A 16,070-nucleotide genomic window follows, 5' to 3' on the forward strand; every position below is an offset into this window, starting at 1 on the left:
TCTTCGCCACCACCGAGATCCGCAAGGTGCCGGTGACCATCCTGAGCCGCTGCCAGAGGTTCGACCTGCGCCGGGTCGAGCCCGAGATCCTGGTCGATCACTTGGGCCGGATCGCCGAGCGCGAGGGCATGAAGATCGAGCAGGACGCCCTGGCCCTGATCTCGCGCGCCGCCGAAGGCTCGGTCCGGGACGGCCTGTCCCTGCTGGACCAGGCCCTGGTCCAGGCCGAGCGCGGTCAGATGGTGAAGACCGAGACCGTGCGCGACATGCTGGGCCTGGCCGACCGCAGCCAGACCATCGCCCTGTTCGAGTCCGTCATGGCCGGCCGCACGCCCGAGGCCCTGGAGAATTTCCGCACGCTTTACGGTTTCGGCGCCGACCCGGTGCAGGTGACCAATGACCTGCTGGAACACTGCCACGCCGCCTCCGTGGCCAAGATGCTGGGTCCGAACGCGACGCGCCTGCCCAACGACCAGGCGCAGAAGCTGGCCGCCCTGGGCGCCGCCATCCCGGCCGCCACCCTGTCGCGCACCTGGCAGATGCTGCTGAAGGCGTTGGACGAGGTGCGGCGCGCGCCCAATCCCGCCGACGCCGTGGAAATGGCCATTGTCCGACTGGCCTACGCCGCCGACCTGCCCGGGCCGGAGGAGGCGCTGAAGCGGCTGCAGTCGGGCGAACCCTTCGGCGGCGGATCGGCCCCGCGCGGCGGCGGTGGTGGTGGAGGCGGCGGAACGTCCGCGCAACTCGCCGCCCGTCCCGTCATGGTCCCCGCCCTGCCCGATCCCCAGTCCTTCGAACAGGTGGTCGCCCTGATCGGCGAGAAACGCGAAGTCGGGCTGCAGATGGACGTCGAACGGTTCGTCAAACCCGTCTCGTTCAAGCCCGGCGCCATCGTCTATGAGAGCGTCGAGGGCGCGCCGGTCGAACTGGCGCGGCGTCTGGCCGGCCGACTGCGGGAATGGACCGGCCGCACCTGGCTGATCGCCGCCAACGGCCAGGGCGGCGGCGAAACCCTGATCGAACGTCAGAAGAAGGATCGGGCCGCCGAGCGCGAGAAGGTCGAGGCCGATCCCTTCATCAAGGCGGTTCTATTGGCCTTCCCCGGCGCCAAGCTGGGCGAGATCAAGACCATCGCCCCCACCGTCGTCACGCCCGAAATCCCCGACGCGTCCGAGGACGACGACGAGGACTGACGGCCGGTCTCTGACTCAGGCGTCGCCGCTCAGCCTTCGATTGAGATCACAGGCCCGGCTTCGGGCGCGACTTGGCGACGCTGCGTCCGACGTCCCTTCAGCCAAGCGCGGATGCGCGACTGGATCCGGTCGTCGACGACGAAGTGGAAGGCGAAGGCGAAGGCGACCGCCGCCAGCACGCCGGCGCCCCACAACGCCCACTGCACCGGCTCGGACAGGGCGAATCGGACGACGGCGACATTGACCACGCCGAACCAGGCGATGCGGACCACCTCGTTGGAAATGAACATGGAGAAGGAGACCATGGCGGCGGTCTCCACCAGTTTCGACGGCTTGCGCACGGGCACGGCGCCGGCGGCCAGGATGATGACCGAGATCATGGCCAGGGAGATCAGGGCGTTCTTGTCGAAATACTGGGCGACCGCCAGGCCGCAGAAGGCGGCCACACCGGCCCAGCCGGCCAGGCGCGGATCAATCCAGACCTTCTGGGCGAACCAGGCCAGGCTCATGCCCAGGAAGAACAGCGGCAGGGCGCGGATGAAGCCGTAGCCCATCGGCATCTGATAGACGGGATAGCCCAGCAGGCTCCAGCACAGCTGATTGGCGACCAGATATGCGCCGATCCCCACACCCAGCGCGGCCCACGGCCCCAGACGCATCAGGCCCCGAATGATCCAGGGGAAGCACAGGTAGCAGCCGATCAGGGCCGAGATCGACCAGGTCGGGGCGTTCCAGCCCAGCCCCCCATGAACGCCGTAGGCCTGCAGCAGCAGCAGCTGGGCCGGCAGCTGGTCCCAGCGGAACCATTCCGGATTGCGGGGCATGAGCCCAACCGTCAGGCTCAGGACCACCAGGGCCGTCAGCGACAGCCCCATGATCAGATGGGCGGGAACCACGCGCAGGAACCGCTTCAGGAAGAAGTCGCCGGGCGACATCCGCCCCTTGTCGACCGCCGCCCCATAGACCCGCATCAGCACATAGCCGGAATCGATCAGGAAGAAGTTGGTCAGCAGAAAACCGCCCCGCTCGAACACCGGATGAAGGGCCTCGGCCAGCGGAACCGGACCGGCCGCCTGGTAGTGATGCAGGATGATCAGAAAGGCCACGATGAAACGCAGCGCGTCCAGCCAGCCGCCGCGCGCGATCGGGGTTGTCTCGTTTCGGGTCGAAAACAGGGTCCACGGCATCGAAAACGCCTCCTACGACCCACAGATCGCAAGAGACGGGCCGGAACGGAGAAACCTCAGCCGCGCACGAGGCGCAGGAATTCCTCGCGGGTGCGGGGGTCGTCGCGGACCACGCCGATCAGGTGGCTGGTCGACAGACTGGCGCCGGGGGCGTTGACGCCGCGCAGGGTCATGCAGCTGTGTTCGGCCTCGATGACCACGCCCACGCCGTGCGGCTTCAGGACGGTCTGGATGGCTTGGGCGATCTCGGAGGTCATCTTCTCCTGGATCTGCAGGCGTCGGGCGAAGCCGCGCACCACGCGCGCCAGTTTGGAAATCCCGACCACACGGTCCGTCGGCAGATAGGCGACATGCGCCTTGCCCACGACCGGCAGCATATGGTGCTCGCAGAAGCTGACGAACCGGATGTCCTTCAGCACGACCAGCTGGTCGTAACCGGCCGTCTCCTCGAAGGTCTTCTCCAGATAGGACAGAGGATCGACCTCGTAGCCCGAAAACAGCTCGCGATAGCTGCGCGCCACCCGCGCCGGGGTCTCCAGCAGGCCCTCGCGGTCGGGATCGTCGCCCGCCCATTCGATCAGGGTGCGGACGGCGGCTTCAGCGTCGGCCTGGGTGAGTTTGGAGGCGGGGGCGTCGGTCATGGCGTCTACATAGCGAGGCGGATGGGAGAATGGGAGGGGGCGACGGCGGCCATCGGTGCGAACCGATTGGTCAATCAGGGAACTTTCACCGTCATGGAGTGTTTTCGAATGGAAGCGGAGCCGCCATGAACTCGACATCAATGCCGGTCCTTGCTGCGGCTCCGGCCGATCCGCTGCGCATACTGGTGGCCGAGGACGAGTTTCTGACTCGCATGCTGGTCTCCGATCACCTCCGCGAAGACGGCTTCGTTGTTCTTGAAGCGGCCAGTGGCGACGAGGCCATAGACATTCTCAAGTCCGGAGCCCTGATCGACCTGGTCTTCACCGACGTGCAGATGCCGGGCTCCCACGATGGGATGGCGCTGCTCGACTTCGTCAAAGGCGCCTGGCCTGAACTTCCGGTCGTGATGACCTCGGGTCATCTGGAGTCGGCTCTAGCCTACGCCGGCGGTGCGGCTGATTTCCTGACCAAGCCGTGCGATCTGGACATCGTCGCCAACGCCATCCGCACGGCGCTGCAGGTTTCGGCTTGAACGATTCCGCCGACGCAAAGATGATCGAGGAGGCGGTGCTGGTGATCGACGGCGACGTGGTCTCGCGCCATGCCATCGCCGACTACCTGCGGCATTGCGGATACGCCGTCGTCGAGGCCGCAAATACCGACGAGGCCATGACGGCCCTGGCGGAACGCTCGCTGGGCATCGACGTCATTCTCTGCGACGTCGCCGCGATCGGCGCGGCGTCGGGCTTCGAACTGGCGCAGTGGGTCAGGGACAATCGCCCGGGGCTGGAAGTCCGGCTGGCCGGCAGCCTGGACGGCGCGGTCAAGACGGCCGCCGACCTGTGCGAGACCGGCCCCCATCTGAGCCGGCCCTATGAACCGGACGCGGTGGTGGACTATATCAAGAAGCTCAGGGCCGCGCGGGACCGTCCCTGAGCGATAGACCTCTCGTCCGCACAGGGCGTCAGGCGGCCAGCCTGATCGGATCGACCCGCAGGGTGACGATGATCCCCTCCTCAGCCCAGTCATAATGGATCGAACCGCGCAGGTGTCCATTCACGCTGCGCTCGATCAGCTTGCTGCCATAACCGGCCAGTTCCATCGGCCCCGGAACCTTCGGCCCGCCGCTTTCCGTCCAGACGATCGTCACCGCCTCGTCATAGGCGGAGCAGGACACGTCGAGCATGCCGGTTTCGACCGAAAGAGCGCCGTATTTCAACGAGTTGGTCGCCAGTTCGTGGACGATCAGGGCGACGATGGTCGTCGCCGCCTCGCCCACGCTCATACGCGGGACCGACACGCGGATGCGACCGCTGAAGGCCGCGAGATCATCGTAGGGCGCGAGCAGGACCGTCAAGAGATCGCCCAGAAGGGCGGACGGCGCCTCCGTCTGTCCCGGAACGGGACGCACCAGGTCGTGAGCGCGGCCCAGGGCGGTCAGCCGCAGGGTAAGTTCGCGCGCCATGTCGTCGACGGTGTTGGTCGATCGTGAGGTGATGGCGGTCAGGCCGGTCGCGATCGCCAGAAGATTCTTGACCCGGTGGCTCATTTCCCCGGCCAGAAGCTCACGCCCCTCTTCGGCCTGTTTGCGTCCCGTGACGTCGATGAAGATGCCGAACATCAGGCGTTCGACCATGCCCGCGTCATCGCCCTGTCCACGGGCCGAGATCCATTTGACGTCATCCCCGATCAGTATCCGGAAATCGATCTCGTAGGCGCCGATGATGGCGCGGGTCGCCGTGAAGGCGGCGCGGACCCTGTTGCGATCGGCTGGGTGGATGCGCGCGGACAGATCTTCGAACCGGACGTCCGTGCCCCTCGGAATCCCCCACAGGTCGTAGGCGTGGTCGTCCATCGCCAGGGCGTCCGTATCGACGTTCCAGGACCATAGGGTGACGCCGGCCGCCTCGACGGCGCGTACCAGGTTCCTCTTTTCCCAAAGAAGGGGCTTGAGCTGTTCGGGCGTCGTCGTCATCACAGGTCCGGGTCACGTCGTGCGCACACTGTCGGCGCGCAATCATGGGCGCTCTTAACGTCCGTAATCGCACTTTTCCATGACGTTCGATTCGCGGCTCAGGTTCGCGCCGCTCAGGGCTCGAACGTTTCGGCCCTATTCCGCACCGGTCCGGCCCGTATCGCTCGCTGTTTCGTCATCGGTTAGCGACCCGTTAACCATCCTCCCGGCATTTTCTGCCCAGTGATTTGCGGGAGCGTGGGCCGATGAACGGCGCGGAAGTTCTGGATGTGGGGCGCGACGCCATCTGGCTGACGATCCAGCTGTGCCTGCCGGTGCTGCTGGTCGGCTTGGTGGTCGGCGTGGTGATCGGCCTGTTCCAGGCCCTGACGCAGATCCAGGAGCAGACCCTGATCTATGCGCCCAAGATCATCGCCATCTTCGTGTCCCTGCTGGTGTTCCTGCCGCTGATGGGCGCCCTGCTGGGCGGGTTCATGCGCCAGATCGCGGCGCGCATCGCGGGCATGTAGTGGAGGCTTACGCCACCGCGGATCAGGTCTGGGCCGGGGGGCTGATCTTCGCCCGCATCGGGGCGATCCTGATGCTGATCCCCGGCTTGGGGGAAACCTATGTGCCGCCGCGCATTCGCCTGTCTTTGGGCCTGCTGATCAGTCTGGCGCTGTGGCCCGTGGTCCGCGACAGCCTGCCGGGCCTGCCCGAAACCCTGGGCGGCATGACCGGCTGGATCATCCGCGAGGTGGTGGTCGGCCTGATGATCGGCATGCTGCTGCGCATGTTCCTGACGGCGCTGATGACGGCGGGCGAGATCGTCTCGCTGCAGACCACCCTCAGCTTCGCCCAGACGGCCAATCCGCTGCAGGCCCAGCAGGGATCGACGGTCGGTTCGTTCCTGCTGCTGTTCGGGGTGACGCTGATCTTCGCCACCGACACACACCACCTGTTCATCGCCGGCATGGTCGGTTCCTACACCCTGATCGCCCCGGCCAACCCCCTGATCATGGGCGACTTCACCGAGATGGCGGTGCGAACCCTGGGCGACAGCTTCCTGCTGGGGGTGCAGCTGTCGGCGCCGGTTCTGGTGTTCGCCCTGATCTTCAATCTGGCCTCGGGCCTGATCGCGCGGGTCATGCCGTCGTTCCAGGTCTATTTCGCCGCCGCGCCGCTGAGCGTCATCCTGGGCCTGTCGATCTTCGCGCTCAGCCTGGGCGCCCTGGGCACCGTCTTCATCGACCGCTACCGCCGCCTCGCCGAGGTGTTCGCGGCCGGCGCCTTCGGAGGAGGGGCGGGTGGCTGACGACACCGATCCCGAGTCTAAAACAGAAGACGCCACCCCTCGAAAACTCGAGGACGCGCGAAAAAAGGGCGACGTCGCCAAATCGCAGGACGTCGGCCAGGTGCTGTCCCTGGCCGGGGCGGCGGCGGTGATCCTGGGGGCCGGGGGCTGGTTCGCGGGGTCGATGGCGCAACAGCTGCTGCCCTTCATCGCCACCCCTCATCAGATGCTCGGCATGCTGGATTCAGGGGCGGGGTCTCAGATCCTGGCCCAGGCCCTGTGGGCCATGACCCCCTTCCTGGGGGCGGTCATGCTGGCGACCATCATCGGCGGGGCGGGCGGACACCTGGCCCAGTCCGGCCTGATCTTCACCGCCGAAAAGCTGAAGCCGAAATGGTCGTCGGTGAACCCTATGTCGGGGTTCAAACGCATCTTCGGACCCGACGGCCTGATGCAGTTCGTCAAGACCTTCCTGAAGCTGATCGCGGTCTGCGTGGTCTGCTGGATGGTGCTGAAGCCGCATGTGCGCGAGTTCGAGAACATGGTCACCCTGAGCCCGGCGGCCCTGCTGCCGCTGGCGCGGGACATGTCCCTGGCCCTGTTCATGGCGGCCATCCTCCTGTTGGGGGCGACCGCGGGAGCCGACTTCGTCTGGCAGAAGATGCGCTTCGCCAAACGGATGCGGATGACCAAGGAAGAACTGAAGGAAGACTACAAACAGTCCGAGGGCGACCCCCACATCAAGGCCAAGCTGAAGCAGATCCGCATGCAGCGCAGCCGCCAGCGGATGATGGCCAATGTGCCCAAGGCCACGGTCATCGTGACCAACCCGACCCACTATTCGGTGGCCCTGCGCTACGAACCCAGCGAGGGCGACGGCGCGCCGGTCTGTGTGGCCAAGGGGGTCGACGCCCTGGCCATGCGGATCCGTGAAGTCGCAAAGGAACACGGCGTGCCGATCGTCGAGAACGTCCCTCTGGCCCGCGCCCTGTACGCCTCGGTCGAGATCGACTCCGTCATTCCCAAGGAACATTTCGAGGCCGCCGCCAAGATCATCGGCTTCGTGTTCCAGTCCCGCAAACGTCGGTAAGACCCCTGTAAGGCTTGGCGCCGGATTTGGGGGTATGATCAGATCACTGATTCGCGAGGCCGCATGACGCCCACCCGACGCCCTTCCTTCGATCTGCTCTCCGCCGCCACGGCGTTTGGCGTCGTCGTGGCCGTCGCGGCCCTGGCCTATCCGGCCTTCAAGGCCAATCCGATGTCGGCGCCGGGCATGATCCTGATCGTCACGGCGGGTCTGATCGCCCTGATCGGCCTGTTCGGTTTCCGCCGCGCCGAGACGGCCAAACCGTCCAGCGACGTGGCCGTGGACATGCTGGACGCCATGGCGGAACCGGCGGCCCTGGTGTGGGAAACAGGTCAGGTCCTGGCCTTCAACGGCGCCTGGGCCCAGTCCAACGGCACGACCACCGCCCTGCCCCGCGGCAAGTCGGCCCAGGCCCTGTACATGGCCTTCGCCCAGGCGCGTCGGGGCGAGCCGGGGCACGCCATCGTCCAGATCGGCGCCCGCGAGGTCGAGGTGGTGATCGGCAAGGCCGGCCCCGATCGGTATCTGATGCGGGTCGCGCCCGAGGCCGTCCTGCCCCTGCCCGTGGCGGCGGCCCCGACGAACGGCGCGGCGGCGGGCGAATCCCGCGCCATGGCCGCCGGCGCACCGTTCGGCTCGGCCGTCATCGACGGCCCCGACCTGTTCGCCGGCCGGGCGCAGGAGGCCAACGCCGCCCTGGCCCTGCTGACCGGCCCTAACGCCGCCCGTGACGCCGCCTTCGGCCATCTGTTCGATCCTATGGGCGTGGCCGAGGCGCGGGTGAAGCTGGCGGCCGGGTCGTCCGGCCCCATCGAACTGGTCGCCCGCGCCTATCCCGATAAGATGCTGCACCTCTATGTGGCGCCCGAGGGCGACCAGAAACGCATCTGGCTGTTCGACGTCTCGGCCCAGAAGTCGATGGAGCTGCAGCTGTCGCAGGCCCAGAAGATGCAGGCCGTGGGCCAACTGGCCGGGGGCGTGGCGCACGATTTCAACAATCTGCTGACGGCCATCCAGCTTCAGCTGTCGGGCCTGCTGGAGCGGCACCCGGTCGGCGATCCCTCGTATGAGGGGCTGAACGAGATCCGCCAGACCGCCATCCGCGCCGCCGACCTGGTGCGCAAGCTGCTGGCCTTCTCGCGCAAATCGACCGTCCGGCGCGAACGTCTGGACTTGGGCGAACTGGTCGGCGAGTTCGCCATCCTGCTGCGTCGCCTGCTGCGCGAGGACGTACGGCTGGAGACCGACTATGGCCGCGATCTGCCGGTGGTCCTGGCGGACAAGAGCCAGCTTGAGACCGCCGTCATGAACCTGGCCGTCAACGCCCGCGACGCAATGCGCGGCGTGGTCGAGCCCGGCGACGCGGTCGTCACCATCACGACCCGCCGCCTGACCGGCGACGAGGCCCGCCACCTGGGCTGGATCGACGCCCCGACCGACGAGGTCGCCCTGATCGAGGTGTCCGACACCGGCCCCGGCGTGCCGCCCGAACTGGTGGACAAGATCTTCGAACCCTTCTTCACCACCAAGGCGGTGAACGAGGGCACGGGCATGGGCTTGGCCACCGTCTACGGCATCGCGCAACAGGCCGGCGGCCATATCTCGGTCAGCAATATCGAGGGCCCCCACGGCATGAGCATGGGCGCCGCCTTCCGCATCTTTCTGCCTGCGGCGGGCGAGGCGGAACTGGCCGAGGTTCAGCCGGTCGAGGTCAAGGTCAAGGCGCCGCGCGACCTGTCGGGCGCCGGCCGCATCCTGTTCGTCGAGGACGAGGACGCCGTGCGCGGCATCGCCGCCCGCCTGCTGCGCCAGCGCGGCTATGAGGTGATCGAGGCCGCCGACGGCGAGGAAGCCCTGATCCTGGCCGAGGAATACGCCGGTCAGATCGACATGATGATCTCCGACGTCATCATGCCCGGCCTGGACGGCCCGTCCCTGCTGAAGAAGGCGCGCAAATACCTGGGCGACGCCCCGGTCATGTTCATCTCGGGCTATGCCGAAAGCGACTTCTCGGACCTGCTCCAGGACGAGGTCGGGGTCTCCTTCCTGCCCAAGCCGCTGGACATCAAGACCCTGGCGGAACGGGTGAAACAGGAACTGCACGCGGGCTGAACGGCCGCTGAGGTCGCCCTGCGACGGTCGGCGGGCTTGCCAGACCGGACGGGGCGCCGGCCAATGGCCTTTCTGATTCCAGAGAGGGTTCCGTCATGTTCGATCGCCGCCGCCTGATGTTGTCCGTCGCCGGGGCGGGACTGGTCTCAGCCCTGCCGGCCTTCGCCCAGACGCCGACCGACGCCGATGCGCGGCTGGACGCCTTGCTGACCCGTTGGTTCGACGAAAATATCGACGAAAGCCCGGAAAGCGCCACCAGCCTGGGCCTCGACAAGGGCGACCGGGCCGGACTGGCCGCCCGCCTGTCGCAGCGCGGTCCCGCCGATGTGGCGCGTGACAAGGCAAAGGCCGTCGAACAATGGCGCGTGCTTCAGGCCTTCCCCAAGGGCGAACTGAGCCCCGCGTCGCTGATCACCTATGAGATCGCCGCCTTCAGTGCGGAAACCGGGGCGGCGGGCGCGACCTTCGACTACGGCAATGTCGGGGGCGGCGGGCGCCAGGGGCCTTATGTCGTGACCCAGATGTCCGGCGCCTATTTCAACGTGCCGGATTTCCTGGAGAACCAGCACCGGATCGAGACGACGGCGGACGCCGAGGCCTTCTTGTCCCGGGTCGAGGCCTTCGGCGTGGTGCTGGACCAGGAAACCGAACGGGTCCGCGCGGACGGGGACCGGGACATCGTCCTGTCGACCGTGTTGATGCAGAAGACGCTGCGTCAGTTGGACGCCCTATCCGGCCAGTCGGGTGCGGACATGGCCTTCGTCAAGGCGCTGGGCCGCAAGACCAGCGAGAAGGGGATCGCCGGCGACTGGAGCGCCCGCGCCGCCGCCCTGGTCGAGGCCAAGGTCAAGCCGGCCCTGGCCCGTCAGGCCGAGACGCTGAAGGCGCAGCAAGCCAAGGCGTCGCAAGACGTCGGCGTCTGGCGTTTCCCGCGCGGCGACGAACTCTACGCCCAGAACCTCAAGACCTATACGACCACCGATCTGTCGGGCGCCGAGATCCACCGGATGGGTCTGAAACAGGTGGCCGAGATCAGCGCCGAGATCGACGCCATATTGAAGGCCCAGGGCATGACCCAGGGCACGGTCGGCGAGCGGATCGCCGCCCTCAACGCCGATCCCGCCCAGCTGTGGCCCAACACCGACGCGGCCAAGATCGAACTGATCGCTTCGCTGAACGCCCAGGTCGAGGCCTTGCAGCCGCTGCTGCCCCGCGTGTTCGGCCATCTGCCGAAATCCAGGGTCGAGGTCCGCCGCGTGCCCCCGTCGATCGAGGTCGGGGCGCCGGGCGGCTATTACCAGGCGCCCACGCTGGATGGGTCGCGACCGGGGGCCTATTACATCAACCTGCGCGACACGGCGAACTGGCCCAAATTCGCCCTGCCGACCCTGACCTATCACGAGGCGTCGCCGGGCCATCACCTGCAGGTCGCCCTGGCCAGAGAGATGGTCAGCCTGCCGATCTATCGCCGCGCCGGCGGCTTCTCGGCCTTCAACGAGGGTTGGGCGCTGTACGCCGAAGGCGTCGCCGCCAATGATCTGGACGTCTATGCCGACAATCCGCTGGGCCGGGTCGGATTTCTGGGATCCTACCTGTTCCGGGCCGTGCGCCTGGTGGTCGACACCGGCCTGCACCATGAGCGCTGGAGCCGCCAGCAGGCCATCGACTATATGGCCGCGTCAGGCGCAAAGCCGGGCGACGCCTCGGCCAGCGAGATCGACCGCTATTGCGTGATGCCGGGCCAAGCCTGTTCCTACAAGATCGGCCACACCGTCATCGCCGGTCTGCGCCGGGAAGCCGAGGCGCGTCCGGGTTTCGACCTCAAGGCCTTCCACGACAAGGTCCTGGCCAACGGCTCGGTCCCCCTGTCGGTGCTGCAGAAGATCATGACAGCCTGACCGGCCGCCCCTTCCGCACAGGGGCGCGTTCAGGCGGCTCGGCGGACGGCGGAGGGGGATTTTACATACAGGCCCTTGCGGCCGTTGACGGGGCGGAAGGCGACGGTCTCGCCTTCCAACCGCTCATCCACGCCCAGGAACAGGCAGCCGTCATCGACCAGACGGCGTTCCAGCCCGTCCAGCACGCGGGCGCGGCGCGACGGCTCCATGTCTCCGAGCACGTAGCGGCAGAAGATGACGTCGAAACGGGCCTCGTCGGTCGGCTCGTCCAGCAGGTTGGCGCGTCCGAAACGGACGGTGTCGGCCAGTTCGTCGCGGACCCGCCAGTTATCCTCGACCGGTTCGAACCAGCGCAGCATGGTCTTGGCGGTCAGACCGCGCTGGATCTCGAAACCGGTATAGAGGCCCGAACGCGCCTTCTCGATCGCACGCTGCGACAGGTCGGTGGCCGTAAGATCCAGCGGCACGCCGATGTCCAGCCCCGCCATGGCGATCGACCAGGCCTCCTGTCCCGTCGAACATCCGGCGGACCAGACCTTCACCCGACCGTTCGGGCGGGCGCGCGACAAGGCCGGCAGAAGCTCCTTCTCCAACACGGCGAACGGCGCGCGGTCGCGGCGGAACCAGGTCTCGGCGTTCAGCAGGGCCTCGATCACAGCCCAGCCCAGGGAGGCGACCGGATTGGCCCACAGGTTCGTCAGCAAGGCCTCGACATTGGCGTAGCCTTCACGGCGCGCGATCGGTCCCAGCCGGTGTTCGGCCAGGTGAATGCGATCCCGCGCCAGCCGATAGCCGGCGCGGGTGGCCAATAGTCCCTGAAGCTTGTCGAAGTCCTCGGGTGTCATGCCGCGATCGCGCCGACCTCCATCAGCTTGGACTGAAGAATCTCGCCGTCAAAAGGTTTCATAACATAGTCGTCGGCGCCGGCGGCCAGGGCCTCGGCGATCCGTTCTGGACGGGTCTCGATGGTGCAGAACAACACCTTCGGAACATCACCACCGGGCGAGGCACGCAGGCGGCGCAGGAAGGTCAGCCCGTCCATCACCGGCATGTTCCAGTCGATCAGCAGCACATCGGGCATGACGCCTGAACAATAGGCCAGGGCTTCGGCCCCGTCCGCAGCCTCGTCGACCTCGTAACCGAGGCCCTCTAAGATCCGGCGGGCGACCTTACGAATGATCCGGCTATCATCGACGATGAGGCAGGTTTTGAAATCCAAGACGGGCTCCCCGGCGCCGGACCTCCAGCAGAAGTCGCGCGTCGTAGCAGCATCGCCCGATTCCAGTTAACGAGTCGTTGGGAAACGCCTCAGACGGGCATTCGCGCGACCATCACGACGCGGCCGTCCTCAACCGTCACATGCAGCGAGCCGCCAGCCTCGACGACCGTCAGCCACAGCCAGTAGGGCTGAATCCATTGTCCCGCCAGCCCTTCAATCAGACGCTCGCCGGCCAGGCCAGTGACCGCCTCGGGTTTCAGCCGGGCGCGAGCGCCCTCGGCGAATCCCTCGATGAACAGGGCGCCGTTCTCGACGTGCGACTGGATCACCGCATTGCCGCCCATCGGCAGGGCGCCGACGGTCAGATAGGCCAGATTGGTCAGGGCGCGCGCCTGGGGCTTGGAAAACTCGCCCTCATGGATGCGCCAGTCCAGCGAGGCGCGCCCGCCCTCGGTCAGACCCGCGACCAGGGACTGAAGCTCGCGGGCGGTGAACCGTTCGCTGGTCGTCGCCGCGCCGAAGGCGACGCGGGCGAAATGGACCAGGGCGACCATCTTGCGGGCGCTCTGTTCGATCAGGGACAGGGCGTCCTCGCGCATGTCCTGGGCCGAAGGATCGCGCATCAGATCCAGGCCCGAGACGATCGCCCCCGAGGGACTGATGAAGTCGTGGCACAGTTTGGCGGCGACGTAGGTGGCCAGTTCGATTCCGTCGACAGGCAGGTCCAGCGGGGCTTTGGCGGCGTCGGTCGAATTCATGGAGGCCAGCATACTCTCGTCGGCGTTCAGGTCACAGTTCATGTCGTGTGCGAGGCTGACGTGATTTGCCGGTTCATGGAACCGCCGCAATGGTCTATCGAGCCCATAATGACGACCTCCCCCACGAACACCCTAGCCCTCGACCTCGAGTCCGGCGCCCTGTCCCTGGCGATCGCCCAGGTCGCCGAAGACGCCGCACGCCTGATCCTGCCCTACTGGCGCAGCGACACGGCGGTCGAGACCAAGTCGGACGACAGTCCGGTGACCCAGGCCGACCGCGCCGCCGAGGCCCTGATTCTGGAGCGGCTCGCCGCCCTCTATCCCGGCGTCCAGACAGTGGCCGAAGAGGCCGTGGCCGCGAACGGCGCCCCGGATTCGGCCGACGACTGGTTCTGGCTGATCGACCCGCTGGACGGCACCAAGGGATTCGTGCGCGGCGGCGAGGCCTTCACCGTCAACATCGCCCTGATGCACGCCGGCTATCCGGTCGCAGGCGTGGTCACCGCCCCGGCGACGGCGACGACCTGGCGCACGGACACCCCCGGCGGCGGCGCCTTCCGTCGTCAGTACGGCGAGCAGCAGGAGGGCGAGGCCCACGCCGGCGCCGAATGGCGGCCGATCAAGGTCCGCGACCGTCCTCAGGAGGGCATGGCCCTGCTGAGCCACAGCGTCACCGACGAAGAGGCTGCGCGCCTGGCCGCGCGCCACGGCTGCACCCGCTGGCAGGGCACGGATTCGTCGCTGAAATTCTGTCTGATCGCCGAGGGCCGGTTCGACGCCTATCCGCGCTCGGGCCCGACCTCGGAATGGGATACGGCGGCCGGTCAGGCCGTGCTGGAAGCCGCGGGCGGCCGCGTCCTGGCCGACGACGGCCAGCGCCTGGCCTACGGCAAGCCCAAATTCCTCAACGGGCCCTTCGTCGCCATGGGCGGCTGAGGCTTAAACCTAAAGCCCCGCCTTCCACAGCAGCATCCCGGCCCGGTCGGCCAGGGCCGGCACGCCCAGTTCGCGCGCGGTCAGGACGGCTTCGTTCAGGATCAGGTGCAAATGGGTCGGCGCGGGGCCGCCCAGGCGGTGGCGGGCCAGGGCCAGTTCGGCCAGACCGATCTGGTCGGCGGCCCAGTCCAGCGGCGTGGCCGCGGCGAGGCGGTGGCGCAGACGGGCCTCCAGAAGCTCCAGCCCTGTCAGGTCGCGCACGGCCTCGGCCAGGGCGATTTCGCGCGATACCCGGCGTTCGCGCACCAGGGCGCCGATGATGAGGCCGCGCCCCTGGGTCAGGGCCTCGGCCTGATTCAACAGCATCAGGGGCGTGGCGTCGTCGCCGGCGCGCAGCACCTGAATGACGGCCCAGTCCAGCGGGCTGTGGTCGGGCGTGAACTGGTCGCCGGCGGCGTCGAACATCATCCGACCCTGGGCCTGGGCCTCGGTATGACCGGCGACGGCGGCCAGGGCCGACAGACCCGCGCCGCACAGGGCCAGGGCGCGGGCGCGCGTCAGGGGGCGATAGTCGGGCGAGGCGTTCTCGACCAGGGCGCCCAGATCGCGGCCGGCCTGGTCCAGCAGACGCGCATCCCGCTTGATCACCCCGGTCTCCAGCGCGAGTCCCGCCCGATCCAGCCGCAGTTCGACGTCGTTCGCGCCCGCCTCGTGCTGGGCCAGGTCCATCAGGGCGGCGGCGTCCATCAGGGCGGCGGGGTCGCCTGACAGACGGGCCTTGCGCGTCTTGAGCCGGGCATGGATCGAGGACAGCTCGCCCGCGACATGAGCCCGGCGCGGCCGCCCCACGGCGTCGAGCGCGGTCAGGGCGCGGTCCAGGTGAATGGGGTCGCCGCACAGGTCGAAGCGCAGCATCAGGGCCTGGGCCTTGTCGATCGCGGCCCGCGCCGTCTGGTCTTCGCCCACGGCGGCGCGCACCAGGCTGTCTGCGCAACGGTCGGCGCGGTCCAGGCTGTCGACGGCGCCGCTGCGGCGGGCGTGTTCGCGCCACAGGGCGGCGGCGCGGCTCTCGGTCTCGAACGGGCGGGCGCAGGAGACACGACCCGCGTCGGTGGTTTCGCGGCGCGCCTCGGCCGCCAGCAGATCGACGCCGATCAGCTCGACCCAGCCCAGGTCCTCGCTCTCACGGGCCTGGGCGAACAGCTTGCGTAGGTCTCGGCCGAACTCGAACATGCGATGGACGCCTCTAAATCCCGCTTCGGGACGACCGGTGCGTCCCCCTGGGGTTCCAATGCAAACGCGACGCCGCCAAGGGGGTTCAGCCTGGCCTTAAGGATGATTTTCTCAGTTCAGGTCGGGCGTCTTCTGACGGCAGCGCTGCAGGGCGGTGCGGGCGGCCGGCGCATCGGCGTTCAGCTGACGCACGGCCTCGATCCGGGCGCGGGTCTGATCGGCCTCGGCCGCGCGCGATGGCTTGCCGGCGGCGGTCGCGGCCTGCATGGCCGCCAGGGACCAGAACAGGGCGGCGTCGTACAGGCGTCTGCCCTCCGCGCTCTCGCCGCCTTCCAGTTCGGATGCGGCCTGGGTCAGGCCGGCGCAGCGCACCGCTTCCTCGTAGGAGACGAGGCCGACGTTCGGCGCGTGCTGCATCAGCAGGCTGGCGATGGTCAACAGGACCAACATGGGAAGGCTCCATAGACGTCCCCCCGGACATCGAAGACATCAGATCACGTTCCGACGCCGGGGAGAAGGTCGAACCCGGGCGGGAATTGGACAGGATTGCGAAT

At 67.8% G+C, this 16,070-nt stretch carries 16 protein-coding genes and 1 pseudogene; 9 read left to right on the plus strand and 8 right to left on the minus strand.

The genetic code is table 11. The features are described 5' to 3' along the window. Positions 1-1,193: pseudogene (locus Q7J26_RS02890) on the plus strand (DNA polymerase III subunit gamma/tau); the annotation flags it as partial. A 29-nt stretch (positions 1,194-1,222) separates the two neighbouring features. Here the strand turns inward: Q7J26_RS02890 and Q7J26_RS02895 are convergent. Then, positions 1,223-2,380: an acyltransferase gene (locus Q7J26_RS02895; RefSeq protein WP_304935014.1), complete on the minus strand. Its 1,158-nt coding sequence runs from the start codon at positions 2,378-2,380 to the stop codon at positions 1,223-1,225. Positions 2,381-2,436: 56 nt separating this feature from the next. Further along, positions 2,437-3,021, minus strand: coding sequence for a GTP cyclohydrolase I FolE (folE, locus tag Q7J26_RS02900; protein WP_304935015.1), 585 nt, complete (start codon positions 3,019-3,021; stop codon positions 2,437-2,439). A gap of 125 nt (positions 3,022-3,146) precedes the next feature. On the opposite strand from folE, the gene Q7J26_RS02905 reads away from it, so the two are divergent. Beyond that, on the plus strand, positions 3,147-3,554 hold the full coding sequence (locus Q7J26_RS02905; protein WP_304935016.1) for a response regulator: 408 nt from the start codon (positions 3,147-3,149) through the stop codon (positions 3,552-3,554). Then, positions 3,551-3,958 carry a response regulator gene (locus Q7J26_RS02910; RefSeq protein ID WP_304935017.1) on the plus strand — a complete coding sequence of 136 codons (408 nt, stop codon included), beginning with the start codon at positions 3,551-3,553 and terminating at the stop codon, positions 3,956-3,958. Before Q7J26_RS02905 ends, Q7J26_RS02910 begins: the two co-directional genes overlap by 4 nt. Positions 3,959-3,986: 28 nt before the next feature. On the opposite strand, the gene Q7J26_RS02915 is transcribed toward Q7J26_RS02910, so the two are convergent. Next, positions 3,987-4,997 carry a sensor histidine kinase gene (locus tag Q7J26_RS02915; RefSeq protein WP_304935018.1) on the minus strand — a complete coding sequence of 337 codons (1,011 nt, stop codon included), beginning with the start codon at positions 4,995-4,997 and terminating at the stop codon, positions 3,987-3,989. Positions 4,998-5,242: 245 nt separating this feature from the next. Here Q7J26_RS02915 and fliQ point away from each other — a divergent pair, with 245 nt between their 5' ends. The 5 genes from fliQ to Q7J26_RS02940 all read left to right on the plus strand — a co-directional run bounded on the left by fliQ (position 5,243) and on the right by Q7J26_RS02940 (position 11,370). Further along, a complete protein-coding gene (fliQ, locus tag Q7J26_RS02920) occupies positions 5,243-5,506 on the plus strand; it encodes a flagellar biosynthesis protein FliQ (protein ID WP_304935019.1) in 264 nt (87 codons plus the stop codon). Beyond that, a complete protein-coding gene (fliR, locus tag Q7J26_RS02925; protein ID WP_304935020.1) occupies positions 5,506-6,291 on the plus strand; it encodes a flagellar biosynthetic protein FliR in 786 nt (261 codons plus the stop codon). The genes fliQ and fliR overlap by 1 nt, the downstream gene beginning before the upstream one ends. Then, on the plus strand, positions 6,284-7,360 hold the full coding sequence (gene flhB, locus Q7J26_RS02930; RefSeq protein WP_304935021.1) for a flagellar biosynthesis protein FlhB: 1,077 nt from the start codon (positions 6,284-6,286) through the stop codon (positions 7,358-7,360). Before fliR ends, flhB begins: the two co-directional genes overlap by 8 nt. Before the next feature lie 63 nt (positions 7,361-7,423). Continuing rightward, on the plus strand, positions 7,424-9,472 hold the full coding sequence (gene cckA, locus Q7J26_RS02935; RefSeq protein WP_304935022.1) for a cell cycle histidine kinase CckA: 2,049 nt from the start codon (positions 7,424-7,426) through the stop codon (positions 9,470-9,472). 95 nt (positions 9,473-9,567) lie between these two features. Beyond that, positions 9,568-11,370: a DUF885 family protein gene (locus Q7J26_RS02940; protein ID WP_304935023.1), complete on the plus strand. Its 1,803-nt coding sequence runs from the start codon at positions 9,568-9,570 to the stop codon at positions 11,368-11,370. 29 nt (positions 11,371-11,399) lie between these two features. On the opposite strand, the gene Q7J26_RS02945 is transcribed toward Q7J26_RS02940, so the two are convergent. From Q7J26_RS02945 to chpT, 3 genes are all read right to left on the minus strand, one after another. Beyond that, the gene (locus tag Q7J26_RS02945; protein ID WP_304935024.1) at positions 11,400-12,215 is read right to left on the minus strand and encodes a protein-glutamate O-methyltransferase CheR; all 816 of its coding nucleotides are present in this window, start codon (positions 12,213-12,215) and stop codon (positions 11,400-11,402) included. Further along, complete coding sequence (locus Q7J26_RS02950; protein WP_304935025.1) at positions 12,212-12,589, minus strand: response regulator; 378 nt, start codon at positions 12,587-12,589, stop codon at positions 12,212-12,214. Before Q7J26_RS02950 ends, Q7J26_RS02945 begins: the two co-directional genes overlap by 4 nt. Positions 12,590-12,678: 89 nt before the next feature. Next, on the minus strand, positions 12,679-13,389 hold the full coding sequence (gene chpT / locus Q7J26_RS02955) for a histidine phosphotransferase ChpT (RefSeq protein ID WP_304935026.1): 711 nt from the start codon (positions 13,387-13,389) through the stop codon (positions 12,679-12,681). 66 nt (positions 13,390-13,455) lie between these two features. Here chpT and cysQ point away from each other — a divergent pair, with 66 nt between their 5' ends. Beyond that, positions 13,456-14,283, plus strand: coding sequence for a 3'(2'),5'-bisphosphate nucleotidase CysQ (gene cysQ / locus Q7J26_RS02960; RefSeq protein WP_304935027.1), 828 nt, complete (start codon positions 13,456-13,458; stop codon positions 14,281-14,283). 9 nt (positions 14,284-14,292) lie between these two features. Here cysQ and Q7J26_RS02965 read toward each other — a convergent pair whose 3' ends face one another. Next, entirely contained in the window at positions 14,293-15,516 is a 1,224-nt protein-coding gene (locus tag Q7J26_RS02965; RefSeq protein ID WP_304935028.1) for a hypothetical protein, read from the minus strand. Positions 15,517-15,627: 111 nt separating this feature from the next. Continuing rightward, positions 15,628-15,966: a hypothetical protein gene (locus Q7J26_RS02970; RefSeq protein WP_304935029.1), complete on the minus strand. Its 339-nt coding sequence runs from the start codon at positions 15,964-15,966 to the stop codon at positions 15,628-15,630. Between the last annotated feature and the right edge of the window lie 104 nt (positions 15,967-16,070).

This window comes from Brevundimonas sp. (assembly GCF_030656255.1).
GTDB lineage: Bacteria > Pseudomonadota > Alphaproteobacteria > Caulobacterales > Caulobacteraceae > Brevundimonas.